At 70.4% G+C, this 16311-nt stretch carries 17 protein-coding genes and 1 tRNA gene; 14 read left to right on the top strand and 4 right to left on the bottom strand.

Translation table 11 applies throughout. From position 1 onward, the window contains the following. Nucleotides 1-21 precede the first annotated feature (21 nt). The 7 genes from RKD05_RS12840 to RKD05_RS12870 all read left to right on the top strand — a co-directional run bounded on the left by RKD05_RS12840 (nt 22) and on the right by RKD05_RS12870 (nt 6671). Nucleotides 22-951 (top strand): 4-(cytidine 5'-diphospho)-2-C-methyl-D-erythritol kinase, encoded by a 930-nt coding sequence (locus RKD05_RS12840; protein ID WP_424710521.1) that lies wholly within the window; start codon nt 22-24, stop codon nt 949-951. Nucleotides 952-1088: 137 nt separating this feature from the next. After that, nucleotides 1089-1391, top strand: coding sequence for a DUF427 domain-containing protein (locus RKD05_RS12845; protein ID WP_134127797.1), 303 nt, complete (start codon nt 1089-1091; stop codon nt 1389-1391). Between the two features lie 13 nt (nt 1392-1404). Continuing rightward, complete coding sequence (locus RKD05_RS12850) at nt 1405-2229, top strand: ABC transporter ATP-binding protein (RefSeq protein ID WP_424710523.1); 825 nt, start codon at nt 1405-1407, stop codon at nt 2227-2229. Further along, the gene (locus tag RKD05_RS12855; RefSeq protein WP_424710526.1) at nt 2226-2906 is read left to right on the top strand and encodes an ABC transporter permease; all 681 of its coding nucleotides are present in this window, start codon (nt 2226-2228) and stop codon (nt 2904-2906) included. The genes RKD05_RS12850 and RKD05_RS12855 overlap by 4 nt, the downstream gene beginning before the upstream one ends. Continuing rightward, nucleotides 2903-3664, top strand: coding sequence for an ABC transporter permease (locus tag RKD05_RS12860; RefSeq protein ID WP_424710527.1), 762 nt, complete (start codon nt 2903-2905; stop codon nt 3662-3664). Before RKD05_RS12855 ends, RKD05_RS12860 begins: the two co-directional genes overlap by 4 nt. Before the next feature lie 34 nt (nt 3665-3698). Further along, nucleotides 3699-4613: an ABC transporter substrate-binding protein gene (locus RKD05_RS12865; RefSeq protein ID WP_424710530.1), complete on the top strand. Its 915-nt coding sequence runs from the start codon at nt 3699-3701 to the stop codon at nt 4611-4613. A 267-nt stretch (nt 4614-4880) separates the two neighbouring features. Then, nucleotides 4881-6671: an ABC-F family ATP-binding cassette domain-containing protein gene (locus tag RKD05_RS12870; RefSeq protein ID WP_424710532.1), complete on the top strand. Its 1791-nt coding sequence runs from the start codon at nt 4881-4883 to the stop codon at nt 6669-6671. A gap of 43 nt (nt 6672-6714) precedes the next feature. On the opposite strand, the gene RKD05_RS12875 is transcribed toward RKD05_RS12870, so the two are convergent. Then, nucleotides 6715-7227, bottom strand: coding sequence for a hypothetical protein (locus RKD05_RS12875; RefSeq protein WP_424710535.1), 513 nt, complete (start codon nt 7225-7227; stop codon nt 6715-6717). Further along, nucleotides 7224-7721, bottom strand: a complete 498-nt coding sequence (locus RKD05_RS12880) for a MarR family winged helix-turn-helix transcriptional regulator (RefSeq protein WP_424710537.1) — start codon at nt 7719-7721, stop codon at nt 7224-7226. Before RKD05_RS12880 ends, RKD05_RS12875 begins: the two co-directional genes overlap by 4 nt. Nucleotides 7722-7790: 69 nt before the next feature. Here RKD05_RS12880 and RKD05_RS12885 point away from each other — a divergent pair. The 7 genes from RKD05_RS12885 (at nt 7791) to RKD05_RS12915 (ending at nt 14010) form a co-directional block, all read left to right on the top strand. After that, nucleotides 7791-7862, top strand: a tRNA-Gln gene (locus RKD05_RS12885). Between the two features lies 1 nt (nt 7863). Continuing rightward, on the top strand, nt 7864-9312 hold the full coding sequence (glmU, locus tag RKD05_RS12890; RefSeq protein WP_424710539.1) for a bifunctional UDP-N-acetylglucosamine diphosphorylase/glucosamine-1-phosphate N-acetyltransferase GlmU: 1449 nt from the start codon (nt 7864-7866) through the stop codon (nt 9310-9312). Further along, nucleotides 9302-10336, top strand: a complete 1035-nt coding sequence (locus tag RKD05_RS12895) for a ribose-phosphate diphosphokinase (RefSeq protein ID WP_424710542.1) — start codon at nt 9302-9304, stop codon at nt 10334-10336. The genes glmU and RKD05_RS12895 overlap by 11 nt, the downstream gene beginning before the upstream one ends. A 111-nt stretch (nt 10337-10447) precedes the next feature. Further along, a complete protein-coding gene (locus RKD05_RS12900) occupies nt 10448-10930 on the top strand; it encodes an FMN-binding protein (protein WP_424710544.1) in 483 nt (160 codons plus the stop codon). A gap of 4 nt (nt 10931-10934) precedes the next feature. Next, nucleotides 10935-11810: an FAD:protein FMN transferase gene (locus RKD05_RS12905; RefSeq protein WP_424710546.1), complete on the top strand. Its 876-nt coding sequence runs from the start codon at nt 10935-10937 to the stop codon at nt 11808-11810. Continuing rightward, the gene (locus RKD05_RS12910) at nt 11810-13363 is read left to right on the top strand and encodes an FAD-dependent oxidoreductase (RefSeq protein WP_424710549.1); all 1554 of its coding nucleotides are present in this window, start codon (nt 11810-11812) and stop codon (nt 13361-13363) included. Before RKD05_RS12905 ends, RKD05_RS12910 begins: the two co-directional genes overlap by 1 nt. Nucleotides 13364-13452: 89 nt before the next feature. Further along, entirely contained in the window at nt 13453-14010 is a 558-nt protein-coding gene (locus tag RKD05_RS12915) for a hypothetical protein (protein ID WP_424710551.1), read from the top strand. Between the two features lie 19 nt (nt 14011-14029). Here the strand turns inward: RKD05_RS12915 and RKD05_RS12920 are convergent, their stop codons facing one another. Further along, nucleotides 14030-15454 (bottom strand): sensor histidine kinase, encoded by a 1425-nt coding sequence (locus RKD05_RS12920; RefSeq protein ID WP_424711842.1) that lies wholly within the window; start codon nt 15452-15454, stop codon nt 14030-14032. A gap of 107 nt (nt 15455-15561) precedes the next feature. Further along, nucleotides 15562-16296: a response regulator transcription factor gene (locus RKD05_RS12925; protein WP_424710553.1), complete on the bottom strand. Its 735-nt coding sequence runs from the start codon at nt 16294-16296 to the stop codon at nt 15562-15564. Nucleotides 16297-16311: the final 15 nt, after the last annotated feature.

The following is a 16311-nucleotide window of genomic DNA, read 5'->3' on the forward strand; positions in this document are numbered from 1 at the left end:
GCGGGCAGGACGGTCGGCCCGATGAGCAGCTCGTCCGCGGAGGTTCGCGTCCGCGCGCCCGGCAAGATCAACGTCTTCCTCGAGGTCGGCGACGTCGCCGACGACGGGTACCACGAGGTCGCCACGGCGTACCAGGCGGTCTCGCTGTACGAGGAGATCACGGCGGTCCCCGCCGACGGCTTCACGATCGAGATCGCCGAGACCTCGACGGTCGACGTCGAGGGCGTCCCCACCGACGAGCGCAACCTCGCGCTACGGGCCGCGCGGATGCTCGCTCGGGTCGCCGGCATCGATGACGGTGTGCACATGACGGTCCGCAAGGCCGTTCCCGTCGCGGGCGGGATGGGCGGCGGGTCCGCCGACGCCGCGGCCGCACTGGTGGCCTGCGACGCCCTGTGGGGGATCGGGATGCCGACCGCCGAGCTCGCGCGCCTCGCGGCGCAGCTGGGCGCCGACGTGCCCTTCGCGCTGCTCGGCGGAACCGCGATCGGCACGGGCCGCGGCGACGAGCTGAGCCCGGCGCTGGCCTCCGGTCGGTTCCACTGGGTCCTCGTCCCGAACGACCAGGGCCTGTCGACCCCCGTCGTCTACGGCGAGCTCGACGCGCACCGCGCCCGCCACGCCGTCGACATCGGACCGGCACCCCGCGTGCCGGCGGTCGACCCGGACGTGCTGCACGCGATCCGACAGGGCGACGCGCACATGCTCGCGGCGACGGTCCGCAACGACCTGCAGGCGCCCGCGCTGCACCTGCGACCCGATCTCGGGCGCGTGCTCGAGCGCGGAGAACGCTCCGGCGCCCTCGCCGGGCTGGTGTCGGGATCGGGTCCGACGCTGGCGTTCCTCGCGGCTGACGAGACGTCGGCCATCGATCTCCAGGTGACCCTGAGCGCCGCGGGATATCCCGCTCTGCACGTCCACGGGCCCGTCGCGGGCGCGCGTGTGGTCTGACCAGGGGGCACCATAGCCCAGGTCGTCACACGCGGCAATCTGACCTTTCGTGTCGGGGCCCCTCGCTAGCGTGTCCCAGGTAGCCGCAGACCTGCGAGCGCCGTGCCCGCACGCGGTCACGAAGAGGGAGGATCCCCATGAAGGCAGTACTCGACGGCGTCGTCATCGCCGAGGCCGACCGCGACGACCTCGTCTCCATCGAAGGCAACTGGTACTTCCCGCCGAGCGCGGTCCGCGAGGGGGCGCTCTCGCAGAGCCCCACGCCCTATACGTGCCCCTGGAAGGGCGCGGCCCAGTACTGGAACGTCTCGCTCGACGGCGCGGACCTGCCCGACGGCGCCTGGTCCTACCCCGACCTGCGTCCCGGCGCGGTCGATCGCGTCGGCACCGACTTCGCGGGCTACGTCGCGTTCGACCGGAAGGTCGTGGTCTCCGACTGAGTCGGGTACGCGCATGATCGAGTTCTCGACCGTCTCGAAGGTCTTCCCCGACGGCACCCGCGCCGTCGACGACTTCAGTCTCGTCATCCCGTCCCGCAAGACGACCGTCTTCGTGGGGTCGTCGGGCTGCGGCAAGACCACCCTGCTCCGCATGATCAACCGCATGGTCGAGCCCTCGTCCGGCACCATCTCGATCGACGGCGACGACATCGCCTCCCGCCCACCGGTGCAGCTGCGCCGCAGCATCGGCTACGTCATGCAGAACTCGGGGCTGCTGCCGCACTTCACCGTCGCCGAGAACATCGCGACCGTGCCCGTGCTCCAGGGCGAGAACCGCAAGAAGGCGCGCACCCGTGCCCTGGAACTCATGGAAACGGTGGGCCTCGACACCGCGATGGCCGACCGTTATCCGAGCCAGCTCTCGGGCGGCCAGCAGCAGCGCGTCGGCGTCGCGCGCGGTCTCGCCGCCGACCCCAACATCCTGCTGATGGATGAGCCGTTCGGCGCGGTCGACCCGATCGTGCGCGACGAGTTGCAGCAGGAGCTCATCCGCCTGCAGAACGAGATCGGCAAGACGATCGTGTTCGTCACGCACGACATCGACGAGGCTTTCCTGCTCGGCGATCAGGTGGTGCTGCTCGAGAAGGGTGCCCACGTCGCACAGGTCGGAGCGCCGAGCGAGATCATCGAGCGCCCGGCGAACGACTTCGTCGCCAGCTTCATCGGGGCGGTGAAGGGCAAGCGCGCCCTGCACCTGAAGAAGACCGAGCGTGGCACGGTCGTCGTGGATTCCGAGGGCCGCACGCAGGGCGCTCTCGTGGAGGAGCCGCGCGCGTGACCTGGGTCCTCAACAACCTCGGCCTGATCGGCGAGCTGACGCTGGTGCATCTGCAGCAGAGTCTGATCGCGCTGATCGCCGGTTTCGTCGTGAGCGTTCCGCTCGGCTGGTTCGCCTGGCGCTACCGGCTGGTGCGCAGCAGCGTCATCACGATCACCGGTCTGCTGTACACGATCCCGTCCCTCGCGCTACTGATCCTGATGCCGGTGATCACCGGCTGGTACTCGATCGTGAGCCCCGTGAATCTCGTGGTCGCGCTGGCGATCTACGCCGTCGCGATCCTCGTGCGGGCCGTCGCCGACGGACTGGATTCTGTGGATGCCGGGGTGCGCCAGGCATCGACCGCCCTGGGCTACAGCTCGTTCCGGCGCTTCTGGGCCGTGGAGTTCCCGCTCGCGGGGCCGGTGATCCTCGCGGGGCTGCGGGTCGCTTCGGCGAGCACGATCGCCCTCGCCACCGTCGGCATCCTGGTCGGCATCCAGAACATCGGCTACCTCTTCACGAACGGCCTGCAGCGACGGATCCTGCCCGAGGTGTTCACGGGTGTGCTCGCGGTGGTCGTGATCGCTCTCGTGATCGACCTGCTTCTCGTCCTCGCCGGGCGCTCGCTGATGCCCTGGACGCGGGGCGCCAAAACCGTCTCCCGCCAGGCCAACCGGACGCTGGTGAAGGCATGAACCTCATCGGCGAAGCGTTCGCCTGGATCTTCTCGGGCAACCCCGGCACGGGCTTCGACTCGATTCCCGCGGCGATCGGCGTGCAGCTGCTGTACACCGTCGTTTCGGTGCTCGTCGCCGCGGCCATCGCGATCCCGCTCGGCTGGTACATCGGTCACACCGGGAAGGGTCGAGAGACCGCGGTCGCGATCTCGGGCGCCGCTCGCGCGATTCCGTCCTTCGGTCTGCTCATCCTGCTGACGCTGCTCCTCGGCGTCCTCCACAAGCCCGAGGCGGCGATCATCTCCTTCGTCATCCTCGCGATCCCGTCCCTCCTCGCCGGCGCCTACACCGGCTTCGAGGCGATCGATCGTCGGGTCCTGGATGCCGGGCGGTCGATGGGAATGACCGAGGCGCAGATCCTGTGGCGCATCGAGGTCCCGCTCGGTCTACCGCTGCTCGTCGGAGGCATCCGGGCCGCGACCCTGCAGGTGCTGGCCACCGTGACGATCGCGGCGTACATCGGACTCGGCGGACTCGGCCAGTACATCATCGCGGCCATTCCGCTCCGCCGTTTCGACATCCTGATCGGCGGTGCGATCCTGGTCGCGGTGCTCGCGCTCGTCACCGACGGGTTGTTCGCCCTGCTCCAGCACCTCGTCGTGCCCCGTGGCATCCGTGCCGCCGGTGCCGCCTCCCCGCGGGCCCGGTCGGCCCGTGAACGCCGGGCCGAGGCCGTCGCCGTCGGCGTTCCGGCCACCCCTCCCTCGGCTTCCTGACTCACCCGACTCCCCACCACCAGAAAGAGGAACCATGTTCACAGCACGAACTCGCAAGGGTCTCGGCGTTCTCGCCGGACTCGCGGTCGCCTCGCTCGCCCTCGCCGGATGCGGCGCTTCGAGCGACCCCCTGAGCAACAACGGCGGCGACGCGAGCGCGTCGTCGGCGGAGATCGTCGTCGGCTCGCAGGCGTACTTCTCGAACGAGATCATCGCCGAGATCTACGCGCAGGCCCTGGAGAACTCCGGCCTCACGGTCAAGCGTCAGTTCCAGATCGGTCAGCGCGACGCGTACATCCCGCTGCTCGAGGACGGCACGGTCACGGTGTTCCCCGAGTACACCGGCAACCTTCTGCAGTTCTTCGACAAGGAGACGACGGCGCGCACCGCCGACGAGGTCTACGCGGCCCTGCCGAAGGCGCTGCCCGAGGGCCTCGAGGTGCTCGACCAGTCGTCGGCCACCGACCAGGACTCGTACACGGTCACCAAGGCCTTCGCGGATGCCAACGGCCTGAAGACCATCGCCGACCTGGCCAAGGTCACCACGCCGCTGACCCTCGGCGGCAACGCCGAACTGGCCGAGCGCCCGTACGGCCCGGACGGTCTGAAGTCCACCTACGGCGTGAACGTGCAGTTCTCGGCCACCGGTGACACGACCGTCGACGACCTCGTCGCCGGTACGATCCAGGTCGCGAACGTGTACACCGCCGACCCGCGCATCAAGACCGACGACCTCGTCACGCTGGAAGACCCGAAGGGCCTCTTCCTCGCGTCGAACGTCGTCCCGGTCGTGAACTCGAAGGTGGCGTCGCAGGTGTCCGACGTCCTCAACAAGGTCTCCGCCGCCCTCACCCCCGAGGGCCTCGTGGAACTCAACGTGAAGTCGACCGTCGACCAGCAGTCGTCGGCCGACATCGCGAAGGCCTGGCTCGCCGACAACAAGCTCTGAGCCGAAGCCACACCAGCGGGGCCGTCCGGAATCCGGGCGGCCCCGCTGCGCGCGTCCGGGCACGCGCGTCCCGTGCGGCGCGCGTCCGGGGTGCCCGGGACGCCGAGACTGCACGCGCCTGACGAAGCCACTGCAGGCTGCGCCGGTTTCGTCAGCCGGTTGCAGTCTCGCGGCCCCGGCTCGCGGCCCCGGCGGTGCACCCGGGCCGCAACCTGGCCGACACCGCCGCCGCCGACCGGCTCGCGGGCCGCGTAGCCTGGGACGGATATGGCACATCTGCTCGGGGGCGAAGCCCTGCACCTGGAATACCCCACCAAGGTCGTGTTCGACTCCGTCTCGCTCGGCGTGAACGAGGGCGACCGCATCGGCATCGTCGGTCGCAACGGCGACGGCAAGTCGAGCCTGCTCGGCATGCTCGCCGGCATCCGCGAACCCGACGGCGGGCGCGTGACGGTGCGCGGCGGGGTGACGGTGGGCGTCCTCGACCAGCAGGACACGCTCGACGACGACGACACGATCGGCCACGCGGTCGTCGGCGATCGGCCCGAGCACGAGTGGGCGGGGGACGCCCGCACGCGCGACGTCATCGCCGGTCTCCTCGGCGACCTGCCGTGGGACGCCCGGCTGGGTGGTCTCTCCGGCGGCCAGCGCCGCCGTGTCGCGCTCGCGCGGCTGCTGTCCGGCGACTGGGACGTGCTGTTCCTCGACGAGCCGACCAACCACCTCGACGTCGAGGCCATCACGTGGCTCGCGGGGCACCTCAAGAAGCGGTGGGCTCCGAACGCGGGCGGGCTGCTGGTCGTCACGCACGACCGGTGGTTCCTCGACGAGGTGTGCAACACGACGTGGGAGGTGCACGACCGCATCGTCGAGCCGTTCGAGGGCGGCTACGCGGCGTACATCCTGCAGCGCGTGGAACGCGACCGCCAGGCCGCCACGATCGAGCAGCGGCGACAGAACCTCGCGCGCAAGGAACTCGCGTGGCTGCGTCGCGGCGCCCCGGCCCGCACGTCGAAGCCGAAGTTCCGCATCGACGCCGCGAACGAGCTCATCGCCGATGTCCCCGAGATCCGCGACCGCGTCGCGCTGCAATCCCTCGCCGTCGCGCGCCTCGGCAAGGACGTCGTCGACCTCCTCGACGCGGGCGTGACCTACGGCGACCACACGGTGCTGAGAGACGTCGAGTGGCGGATCGCACCGGGCGAGCGCACCGGCATCCTGGGGGTGAACGGCGCCGGCAAGTCGACCCTGCTGAGCCTCATCACCGGGACGCTCGAACCGACGGCCGGCCGCGTCAAGCGCGGCAAGACCGTCAAGGTCGCGACCCTCACCCAGCGTCTCGACGAACTCGAGCAGCACATGGACGACCCCGTGCGCGTGGTCATCGCGGGCCTGCGCACCACGTACTCCTTCGGCTCGGGCTCGAAGGCGCAGGAGCTGACCCCGGGTCAGCTGCTCGAACGACTCGGGTTCTCGAACGCGCAGCTCTCGACGCCGGTGAAGGATCTGTCCGGTGGCCAGAAGCGGCGCCTGCAGCTGCTGCTCATCCTGCTCGACCAGCCCAACGTGCTGATTCTCGACGAGCCCACCAACGACCTCGACACGGACATGCTCGCGGCGATGGAGGACCTGCTCGACTCCTGGTCGGGCACCCTCATCGTGGTCTCGCACGACCGGTACTTCCTCGAGCGCGTCACCGATCAGCAGTTCGCGATCCTCGACGCGCGTCTGCGCCACCTCCCCGGAGGCGTCGACGAATACCTGCGCCTTCGGGCGATCCAGGATGCCGAGCCGTCACGCTCGACGACGACCGAGGCCGTGGCATCCCCGGGTCTCCAGGGGGCGGACCTCCGCGCCGCGCAGAAGGAGGCGTCGGCCACCGAGCGGAAGATCGAGAAGCTGCAGGCTCAGATCGACCGGGCGAAGGCGGCTCTCGCCGACCACGACCAGGCGGACTACGTCGGGCTCGGGAAGGAGATGCAACGCATCTCCGAGTGGGAGTCCGAGCGCGACGAGCTGGAGATGCGCTGGTTCGAACTCACCGAAGCCATCGGCTGAGCGGGCGCCCGCGACGGGAACGCGCCGAGCGAGGCGCACCGCGTCAGTGGACCGCGATCTCCAGGATCACGATCACGATGCCGAGGAACGACGTGGCGAGCGCGCCCATGAGGCGGCCGAACACGCGATAGCCGCGCCGACGGAACGCCTGGTAGCCCAGGATCGCGAGGACAATGAACATCGCGGTGACGCAGTTGTCGACGGCGTCCGAGACCGACTGGTGCGTCACGATGCCGTACACGAGGGCCAGGATCGACGGCACGGAGGCGTACAGCATGCCGGACGCGTGACGGACGGCGTTGCGGGTCGAGCCGCGGAAGCCGTGGTCGCCGTGCTCGGTCAACGTGTGGGCGAACACGTGCGCGATGAAGAAGACGATCAGGGTCGCCGTGGAGTTCAGCAGCACTTCGGCCACGTCGTGCGCCTCGTCGTCGGCGAGCGTCACGAACGTCGTGAACACGATGAGGCCGTAGATCGCGGCGGGGGAGCGGAACCGGACGTCCAGCCAGGCCTTCACCCGTTGCCACGCGGTCGGGTTCGCCACCGGGGCGCTCACGCGTCGAATCCCATGCTGAGCTTCCGCAGCAGCGTCGCCAGGCGCTCCCGGTCGCCGCGCGACAGACTGTCCAGCAGCAGGGCCTCGGCATCCACGAGGCGGGTGATCGCGGCATCCACGCGCACGCGACCGTCGTCGGTCAGGGTCACCAGAATGCTCCGTCCGTCGCCGGGGTCGGCCTCGCGCCGCACGAACCGGCGGGCGACGAGCCGGTCGATGCGATTGGTCATGGTGCCGCTGGAGACGAGCGTCTGCTGCAGCAGCTGCTTCGGGCTGAGCTGGTACGGCTCGCCGGCCCGGCGGAGGGCGGACAGCACGTCCCACTCCCACGACTCGATGTCGCTGCGGCGGAACGCCTCTTTCCGCGCGATGTCGAGGTGCCGGGAGAGGCGCGCGACGCGCGAGAGCACCTCGAGCGGAGAGAAGTCGAGGTCGGGTCGCTGGCGCACCCACGCCTCGACGATGCGATCGACTTCGTCGCTCTCCCGGCTCACCCGTTCATTATGTCGAGAACGCTCCGGCGCCGCCGTCTGGCAGACTTGACCGGTGCCCGCGGGGCACGGTCCGCCGTGGTGTAACGGCAGCACGACAGCCTTTGGAGCTGTTAGGTCCAGGTTCGAATCCTGGCGGCGGAGCATGACCTCATCGACCGAGCTCGCCGTCGTCGTCCTGGCCGCGGGTCAGGGCACCCGCATGCGATCGCGCATCCCGAAAATCCTGCACGCGGTGGGTGGTCGTCCGCTCGTCGGACACGTGCTCGACACCGCGGCATCCCTCGATCCGTCCCGCATCGTGGTGGTCGTGCGCCACGAGCGCGACCTCGTGGCGGAGACGATCACCGAGCTCGCCCCGGGCGTCGTCATCGTCGATCAGGACGAGGTCCCCGGCACGGGGCGCGCGGTCGAGGCCGCGCTCGGCGCGCTCGAGGGCTTCGCGGGCGACGTGCTGGTGCTGAGCGGCGACGTCCCGCTGCTGGAGTCGCACACGCTCGCAGAGCTCGTCGAGACGCACCGCTCGGGGGGCACGGCGGTGACCCTGCTCACCGCCCGCGTCGACGAGCCGCACGGTTACGGCCGCGTGATCCGCGACGAGGTCGCCGGCGTGCACCGCATCGTGGAGCAGAAGGATGCCACGGCCGACGAGGCCGCGGTCACCGAGATCAACGTGGGCGTCTACGTCTTCCGCGCGGCGCCGCTGCGCGAGCACCTCGCCCGCGTGGGCACGGCGAACGCGCAGGGCGAGAAGTACCTCACCGACGTCGTCGCGCTGCTGCGCGAGGCCGAGCTGGGGGTCGCGGCGTCCGTCACTCCCGACGCCGCCGCGGCGCTCGGCGTGAACGACCGCATCCAGCTGTCCGAGGCGGGGCGCACGCTCAACGCCCGGACGGTGCAGCACTGGCAGCGCGAGGGCGTCACCGTCATCGATCCGGCCACGACCTGGATCGACGTGACCGCGGTGCTCGCGCCGGACGTGACCCTCCTGCCGAACACCCACGTGCGCGGCGCGACCGTGATCGCGGCCGGCGCGACGGTCGGTCCCGACACGAGCCTCGTGGACTGCGAAGTGGGCGAGGATGCCACGATCACCCGCACCGACGCGACCCTCGCGGTCGTCGGACCCGGCGCCACGGTCGGACCCTTCGCGTACCTGCGGGCGAACGCGCGGGTCGGCGTGAACGGCAAGGTGGGCACCTTCGTCGAGGTGAAGAACTCCTCGATCGGCGAGGGCAGCAAGGTCCCGCACCTGTCGTACATCGGCGACACCGAGATCGGCCGCCACGTCAACCTCGGCGCGGGCGCCATCACCGCGAACTACGACGACATCACCAAGCATCGCACCGTGATCGGCGACGAGGTGCACAGCGGTTCGCACAACGTCTTCGTCGCGCCCGTTACGATTGGGGATGGCGCCAAGACCGGTGCCGGCGCGGTGATCCGCAAGGACGTTCCCGCCGGTGCGCTGGCACTCAGCGTTGCACCCCAGCGGAACATCGAGGGGTGGGTCGAGAAGAATCGACCGGGCACCGGCGCGGCGGACGTCGCCGCGCGGGCCCGGGGTGAACAGGAAGCGCGCGATGGCTCGTAAGAAGAACCGTGTAGATCTCGACCGCGACAACGACATCGCCCCCGGGCTTGTCGCCAAGACCAAGAAGCGCCTCGTCGTCGCCTCGGGTCGCTCGCACCCCGAACTCGCGAACGCCGTCGCCCGCCACCTGGGCACGGAGCTCGCCCCGACCGAGCATCGCACCTTCGCCTCGGGCGAGATCTACACGCGCTTCGAGGTCTCGATCCGCGGCTGCGACGTCTTCGTCGTGCAGTCGTTCGGTCCGCCGGTCAACGAGTGGCTCATGGAGCTGCTCATCATGCTCGACGCCCTCAAGCGCGCTTCCGCCAAGCGCATCACCGTCGTCGCCCCGTACTTCCCGTACTCGCGCCAGGACAAGAAGGGCCGTGGCCGCGAGCCCATCAGCGCGCGCCTCGTCGCCGACTTGCTGAAGACGGCGGGCGCCGACCGCATCATGAGCGTCGACCTCCACGCCGCGCAGATCCAGGGCTTCTTCGACGGCCCCGTCGACCACCTGTTCGCCAAGCCCGTGCTGCTCGAGCACTTCGAGCAGGGTCTCACCGGTGAGGACCGCGAGACGCTCACGGTCGTCTCGCCCGACATGGGGCGCGTCCGCGTCGCCGACACGTGGTCCGACAGCCTGGGCGCTCCACTCGCGATCATCCACAAGCGTCGCGACCCGAAGGTGGCCAACCAGGTCTCGGTGCACGAGATCGTCGGTGACGTCGACGGACGCACGTGTCTGCTCGTCGACGACATGATCGACACCGGTGGCACGATCCAGAAGGCCGCGCAGGCTCTCAAGGCGAGCGGTGCCCGCAAGGTCATCGTCGCCGCGACCCACGCGATCTTCAGCGATCCCGCGACCGAGCGCCTCCAGGACCCCGCGATCGACGAGGTCGTCGTGACCGACACCGTGCCGCTGCCCCCGGAGCGCCGGTTCGACCGCCTCACGATCCTCCCGATCGCTCCGCTGCTGGCGCGCGCGATCCACGAGGTCTTCGAGGACGGCTCGGTCACGAGCATGTTCGGCGGCGACGCCTGAGATTCATCGCAGGGGCATAGGTTCGGTGAGGTCTGAACCAGGTCCGTTTCGAGATCGTGTCTTCATCGTGAGCATCCCCCGCTCCGCGAGGCACGACCGAAAGAGGACCCCATGATCCGCACGACCGCCGTCCCCCGCCCCGTCCGCGTCGGTACCGCCCTTCTGGGCGTCGCCGGCGTGGTCACGCTCGCCGGTTGCTCCGGCACGAACGCGGATGCCGCCGCTCCGGCGCCCGCGGCGTCGTCCGCGGCGAGCGCTCCGAGCACCGGCTCGTCCGCCGGAGGCGCGTCGACCGGCGTGTACACCGATGGCACGTACGAGGCCACCGGCCAGTACGCGACGCCGGAGAGCGTCGAGAAGGTCGACGTGACCCTCACGATCGCCGGAGACAAGGTCACCGACGTCACCGTGACGGGTGACCCGCAGGCCGCGGAGTCCCGTCGGTACCAGAGCGAGTTCATCGGCGGTATCAAGGACGAGGTCGTCGGCAAGTCGCTCGACGAGATCTCGGTGAGCAAGGTCGCCGGTTCGTCGCTGACGAGCGGTGGGTTCATGCAGGCCGTGAACGCGATCAAGTCCGAGGCGAAGGCCTGAGACGGTGACCTCGCCGACGACGACCGGCGCGGTCTGGACGTTCGACGCGATCGGCACCGCCTGGTCCATCGACACCGAGGAGCCGCTGTCGCCGGCCGCTCGTATCGCGGTGTCGGCCGTCGTCGAAGACTTCGACCGGGAGTGGTCGCGCTTCCGGGACGACTCGCTCGTGATGGCTCTTGCCGAGGGGCGGGTGTCATCCGTCCCTTCCCCGGAGGACACGGATGCCATGCTCGCGCTGTACGACGAACTCGACGTCGCGACGGGCGGGGCCGTGAATCCGCTCGTCGGCGACGCCCTCGCCCGACTCGGTTACGACGCGCGGCTGACGCTCGCGCCGTGGGGCGCGCCGGAGCCCGCGCCCCACTGGCGCGACGTCGTGACGTGGGGGAGTGGCATCCTGTCGCTGTCCCGCCCGGCGACGCTCGACGTGGGCGCGCTCGGGAAGGGCCGGCTGGTCGATCGCGTGCTGCGGGAAGTGCAGCGGCACGTCGGCGGTGACGTCGTCGTCGACGGTTCCGGTGACCTCGCGGTCCGCGGGACGCCGGTGCGCGTCGGGCTCGAGCACCCGTACGATCACGCGCGGGCGATCGGGGTGATCGAGGTCCGGGATGCCGCGCTGTGCGCGTCGGCCGTGACCCGGCGCGCGTGGGGCGACGGCCTGCACCACGTCCTCGATGCGCGGACGGGTGCACCCGTGCGCGCCTACGCTGCGACGTGGGCGATCGCCGACACGGCGATGCGCGCCGACGCCCTCGCGACGGCCCTGTTCTTCGACGGCGGCCCCGAACTCGCGGCGGCGTGGGGCGCCCCCTGGGTCCGCATGCGCACGGAAGGCCGCGTGGAGTGGTCGCCCGGCTTCGACGGGGAGATCTTCTGATGACCACCACCCTCACCGCCTCATCGACCCGCGTGCGCGGGGTTCTGGGCCGCGTCTCGATGTACCGCCTCGTGCTGTCGTCCCTCGGTCTCCTCACCCTGATCGCGCTCGGGCTCTCGCTCGCCGGGCTCGTGGTTCCCGACCCGCTCGAGATCCTCGCCAGCGCCGTGGTGCTCGTTGTCGCGTGCGCGGCGGCGGATCTCGCCGCGCGAAGCGTGCTCCGGATGCCACGCCGCCTGGAGTCCTCGCTCATCACCGCCGCGATCCTCCTGTTCGTGCTGCGTCCGACGGTGGAGCCGCTGGGCCTGGTCGGACTCGTCGTCGCCGGGGTCGTGGCATCCCTGTCGAAATACCTGCTCGCGTGGCGCGGGCGGCACGTGCTGAACCCGGCGGCGACCGGTGCCGCGGTGCTCACGATCCTGAGCGTCGCGGCGCCCGATCTGGGCGGTTCGGCGTGGTGGGTGGGCTCGCCGTGGCTCGCCGGTCCCGTCCTGGTCCTGGGGCTGCTGATCCTCGCGCGCACCGACCGGCTCGCGATCGTCGCCGTGTTCTGGGTCGTGGCCGCGGTCGTCGCGTTCGTGCGGACCATCGTGCAGTTCCAGTCCGCGGGGTTCCCCGTCGACGTGCCGGCGGTGATCCTGCAGGTGGCGTTCTCGTCGCCGTTCCTGTTCCTCGGCGCCTTCATGCTGTCCGAGCCGTTGACGCTGCCGCCGCGGCGCTGGCAGCAGTTCGCCGTGGCGGTCGTCGTCGGCGTGCTGGCCGGGTGGCCGATCGCGATCGGCGCGATCACCCTCGGTCAGGAGCGTGCCCTGCTCATCGGCAACCTCGTCGCGTTCCTGTTCTGCCTGCGCGCGGCCGTGCGACTGCGCCTCGAGGGGCGCCGCGACCTCACTCCGACGGTGCGGGAACTCACGTTCCGCGCCGCGCGGTCGTTCTCGTTCTCGCCCGGCCAGTACCTCGAACTGGACGTGCCTCACCGGCGTCCGGACGCGCGCGGAACCCGGCGCGAGTTCTCCATCGCCTCCGCACCCGAGGACCTTCCGACGGTCCGCATCGCGTTCAAGGACGGCTCGCAGTCGTCGTACAAGCGCGCGCTGGCGGAGGTCCCCGTCGGGGCGACGCTCGCCGTAACGGGGGTGTGGGGCGACTTCGTGCTGCCGTCGCGGCCGACTGCTCCCGTGCTGCTCGTCGCCGCCGGCATCGGCGTGACCCCGTTCGTGTCGCAGCTGCGGCACCTCGCGGCGACCGGGCAGGACCGCGACGTCGTCCTCGTGTACGTCGTGTCCGAGGCGAGCGAGCTCGCGTTCCGCGAGGACCTCGTCGCCAGTGGCATCCAGGTGGTGGTCTTCAGCCGGGACGAGCCGGGCGACCTGCCGACCGGATGGTCGTGGGCGGGTCCGGATCGCGTGGATGCCGAGGGCCTGCTCCGCGCCGTGCCGGACATCGCGCAGCGCGCGGCCTACGTGTCCGGGCCGCCGCGGCTCATCGCGGCGCTCGCGCCCGCGCTCGCGCGCGCGAAGTCGCTGACCACCGACGCGTTCGCGGGGTACTGACCGCGGGGTGGTGCGGGCGGGAGAGAGAGGACAGAGTGGATGCCGTGTTCTCTTTCTTCCCCCCGGACCGGCCCGCGAACGATGAGCCGATGGACGACCGCGTGCCGGAACGCGTGCCGGCCTTCGAACCGCCGAGCGACGAGCTCGCGGTGCCGATCGCGACCTCGACGATCCTCGGACGCGGTGACGACGTCGTGATCGTCCTCGCAGGCGCCCGCGTCCATTCCGACGGCGTGGAGTTCCTCGTCGACCGGTACCTGCGACGGGGCGGGCGCGATGCGCGGCAATGGCATCTGATCCAGATGGACTTCGCGGGCCACTGGGGGATGTCCCTGCCGGGGCCCGATCGACTGCGGTTCGGTCTCGCGCTCGGCAACGGCGAGCGCCTCTTCATCGACGACCGTTTCGCGGGATCGGAGAGTGACGAGCCGGGCGGCCACACGCTGCGGATGACCGGACACGGCGGCAGCGGGGGCGAGGACCGCTACACGTTGCACGATGGCCTGTGGCTGTGGCCGCTACCGCCCGACGGGCCGCTCGAGCTGGTGGTGCAGTGGCCGGCGTTCGGCATCCCGGAGACGCGGGCCGTCCTCGACGGGACGGAGCTCCGGTCGCTCGCCGGCGGCGTGCGGCCGATCTGGGAGTGACCGCCCCGGAAGGTGCGGCTCAGGCCGGGTCGCGCGGCTTCGCGGGGAGGCGCACCTCGAACGTCGTGTCGCCGGGAGTGCTGCGGACCCCGATCGCGCCGCCGTGCGCCTCGACGATCGCCTTGGCGATCGACAGGCCGAGGCCGGTGCCGCCGGTCTTCCGGTCGCGCGATCGATCTGCGCGCGCGAAGCGCTCGAACAGCTGCGCGGCGACCGACGGATCGATGCCGGGGCCGTCGTCGTGCACACGCAGAACTGCCTCGTCGCCCTCGCGCGTCACGGAGACCGTGACCTCTGTGCCGGCGGGTGTGTGCGTGCGCGCGTTCGCCAGCAGGTTGGCGACCACTTGATTGAGCCGTGAGACGTCGCCGGCGAGCTCGACGGGTTCGGCGTCGACGTCGATGGTCCACGAGTGATCGGGCCCCGCGGGGCGCGCGTCACCGACGGCTTCGACGGCGAGCCGGGTCAGGTCGACCGTGCCGTAGACGAGTTCCTGTCCCTCGTCCAGACGGGCGAGCAGCAGCAGGTCCTCCACGAGCGCCGTCATCCGCAGCGACTGCGCCTGGATGCGCTCCAGCGACTGCTCGGTCGTCTCGACTGCCATCGCGATGCGCTGACGGCTCTCGTCGTCCTGCGCCTGACGCATGGCCCGGAGCGAGAGCTCGGAGAACCCTCGAATGGATGCCAGCGGCGTGCGCAGCTCGTGACTGGCATCCGCCACGAATCGGCGCATGAGGTCTTCGTTGCGCTGCCGGGCGCTGAGCGATGCGTCGACGCGATCGAGCAGCGTGTTCAATGCGGCGCCGACCTGACCGATCTCGGTGTGCTCGTCGACCTGGTCCTCGGGCACGCGTTCCTCGATCGAGACGTCGCCCTGGTCCATGCGCAGGGACGCGACGCGGGTCGCAGTGTCGGCGACGGAACGGAGCGGGCGGAGCCCGAGCCGGATGATGATCGCGATGACGACCGCGAGCAGGAGCAGACCGCCCGCTGTCACCAGGGCGACCGTGGTGAGGATGGCGCCGATGGTGCCGGTGACCTGCGACAGAGGAAGGCCGACGAAGAAGTAGCTGTCGCTTCCTGGTGCGGGGAAGGCGCGGACGAGGTACTCGCCCAGATTGGGAAGGTCCACGGTACGGACGGACGGATCCGCCCCGCGCAGGCTGTCGGCGATACGGGACAGGTCGGCGTTGCTGAGGGCGCGCGCCCCGGCGTCCTCGACCACGGCGCCCGTGACGCCGATCGCGGGCGAGCTCATGACGAGGAGCGTGCCGGAGTCGAATCGACCGGAGTTCAGGACGTCGTTGGCGGAATTCTGGAAGACGATGCGGGGCTGGATCGAGGATGCCGCGTCGGTCACGGCGGCATCCAGGTTCGTGATCAGGACCTGGCTGAGGATCGCGCTCGTCGAGATGCCGATCATGACGAGGATGAACGCGACCATGCCGATGACGGCCGTCATCAAGCGCGCCTGGAGCGTCCAGGGTCGCTTCAGACGAAACCGCAGACCGTCGCGCTGCGGCGCGGGAGAGGAGTCGGTGGGGGAGGCGCTCACTGAGGGGCTTTGATCATGTAGCCGACGCCGCGCACGGTGTGGATGAGCGGCTCGTGGCCGGCGTCGATCTTCTTGCGGAGGTAGGAGATGTAGAGCTCGACGACACTGGAGCGTCCGCCGAAGTCGTAGTTCCACACGCGGTCGAGGATCTGCGCCTTCGACACGACACGGCGCTGGTTGCGCATGAGGAAGCGGAGCAGCTCGAATTCGGTGGCGGTGAGCTCGATCTCGACGCCGCCGCGGATCACCTCGTGGCTGTCCTCGTTCAGCGACAGATCTCCGACGCGGAGGATCGGCTCGGAGTCGCGCGTCAGAGCGGTGCCGGCGCGGCGCATGAGACCGCGGAGCCGCGCAACGACCTCCTCCAGGCTGAAGGGCTTGGTGACGTAGTCGTCCCCACCGGCGGTGAGACCCGCGACCCGGTCGGCGACGGCATCCTTGGCGGTGAGGAACAGGACGGGCACGTCGTTGCCGGAGTGCCGCAGGCGCTGCAGCACGGCCATGCCGTCGAGGTCGGGCATCATGATGTCGAGCACCATGGCATCCGGTTCGAAATCCCGGGCGGCCTGCAGGGCGTCGAAACCGGAACCCGCCGTGCGGACGTCCCACCCCTCCATGCGCAGGGCCATCGACAGCAGGTCGGTGAGCATCTGCTCGTCGTCGACGACGAGGACGCGCAGGGCGGTGCCGTCGGGGCGGGTGAAGGCGGGAGCGCTGGCGGTCGCGGTCATGGGACTCATTGTGCG

Origin of the sequence: Microbacterium sp. SLBN-111, from assembly GCF_049739645.1 — a bacterium.
Classification (GTDB): domain Bacteria; phylum Actinomycetota; class Actinomycetes; order Actinomycetales; family Microbacteriaceae; genus Microbacterium.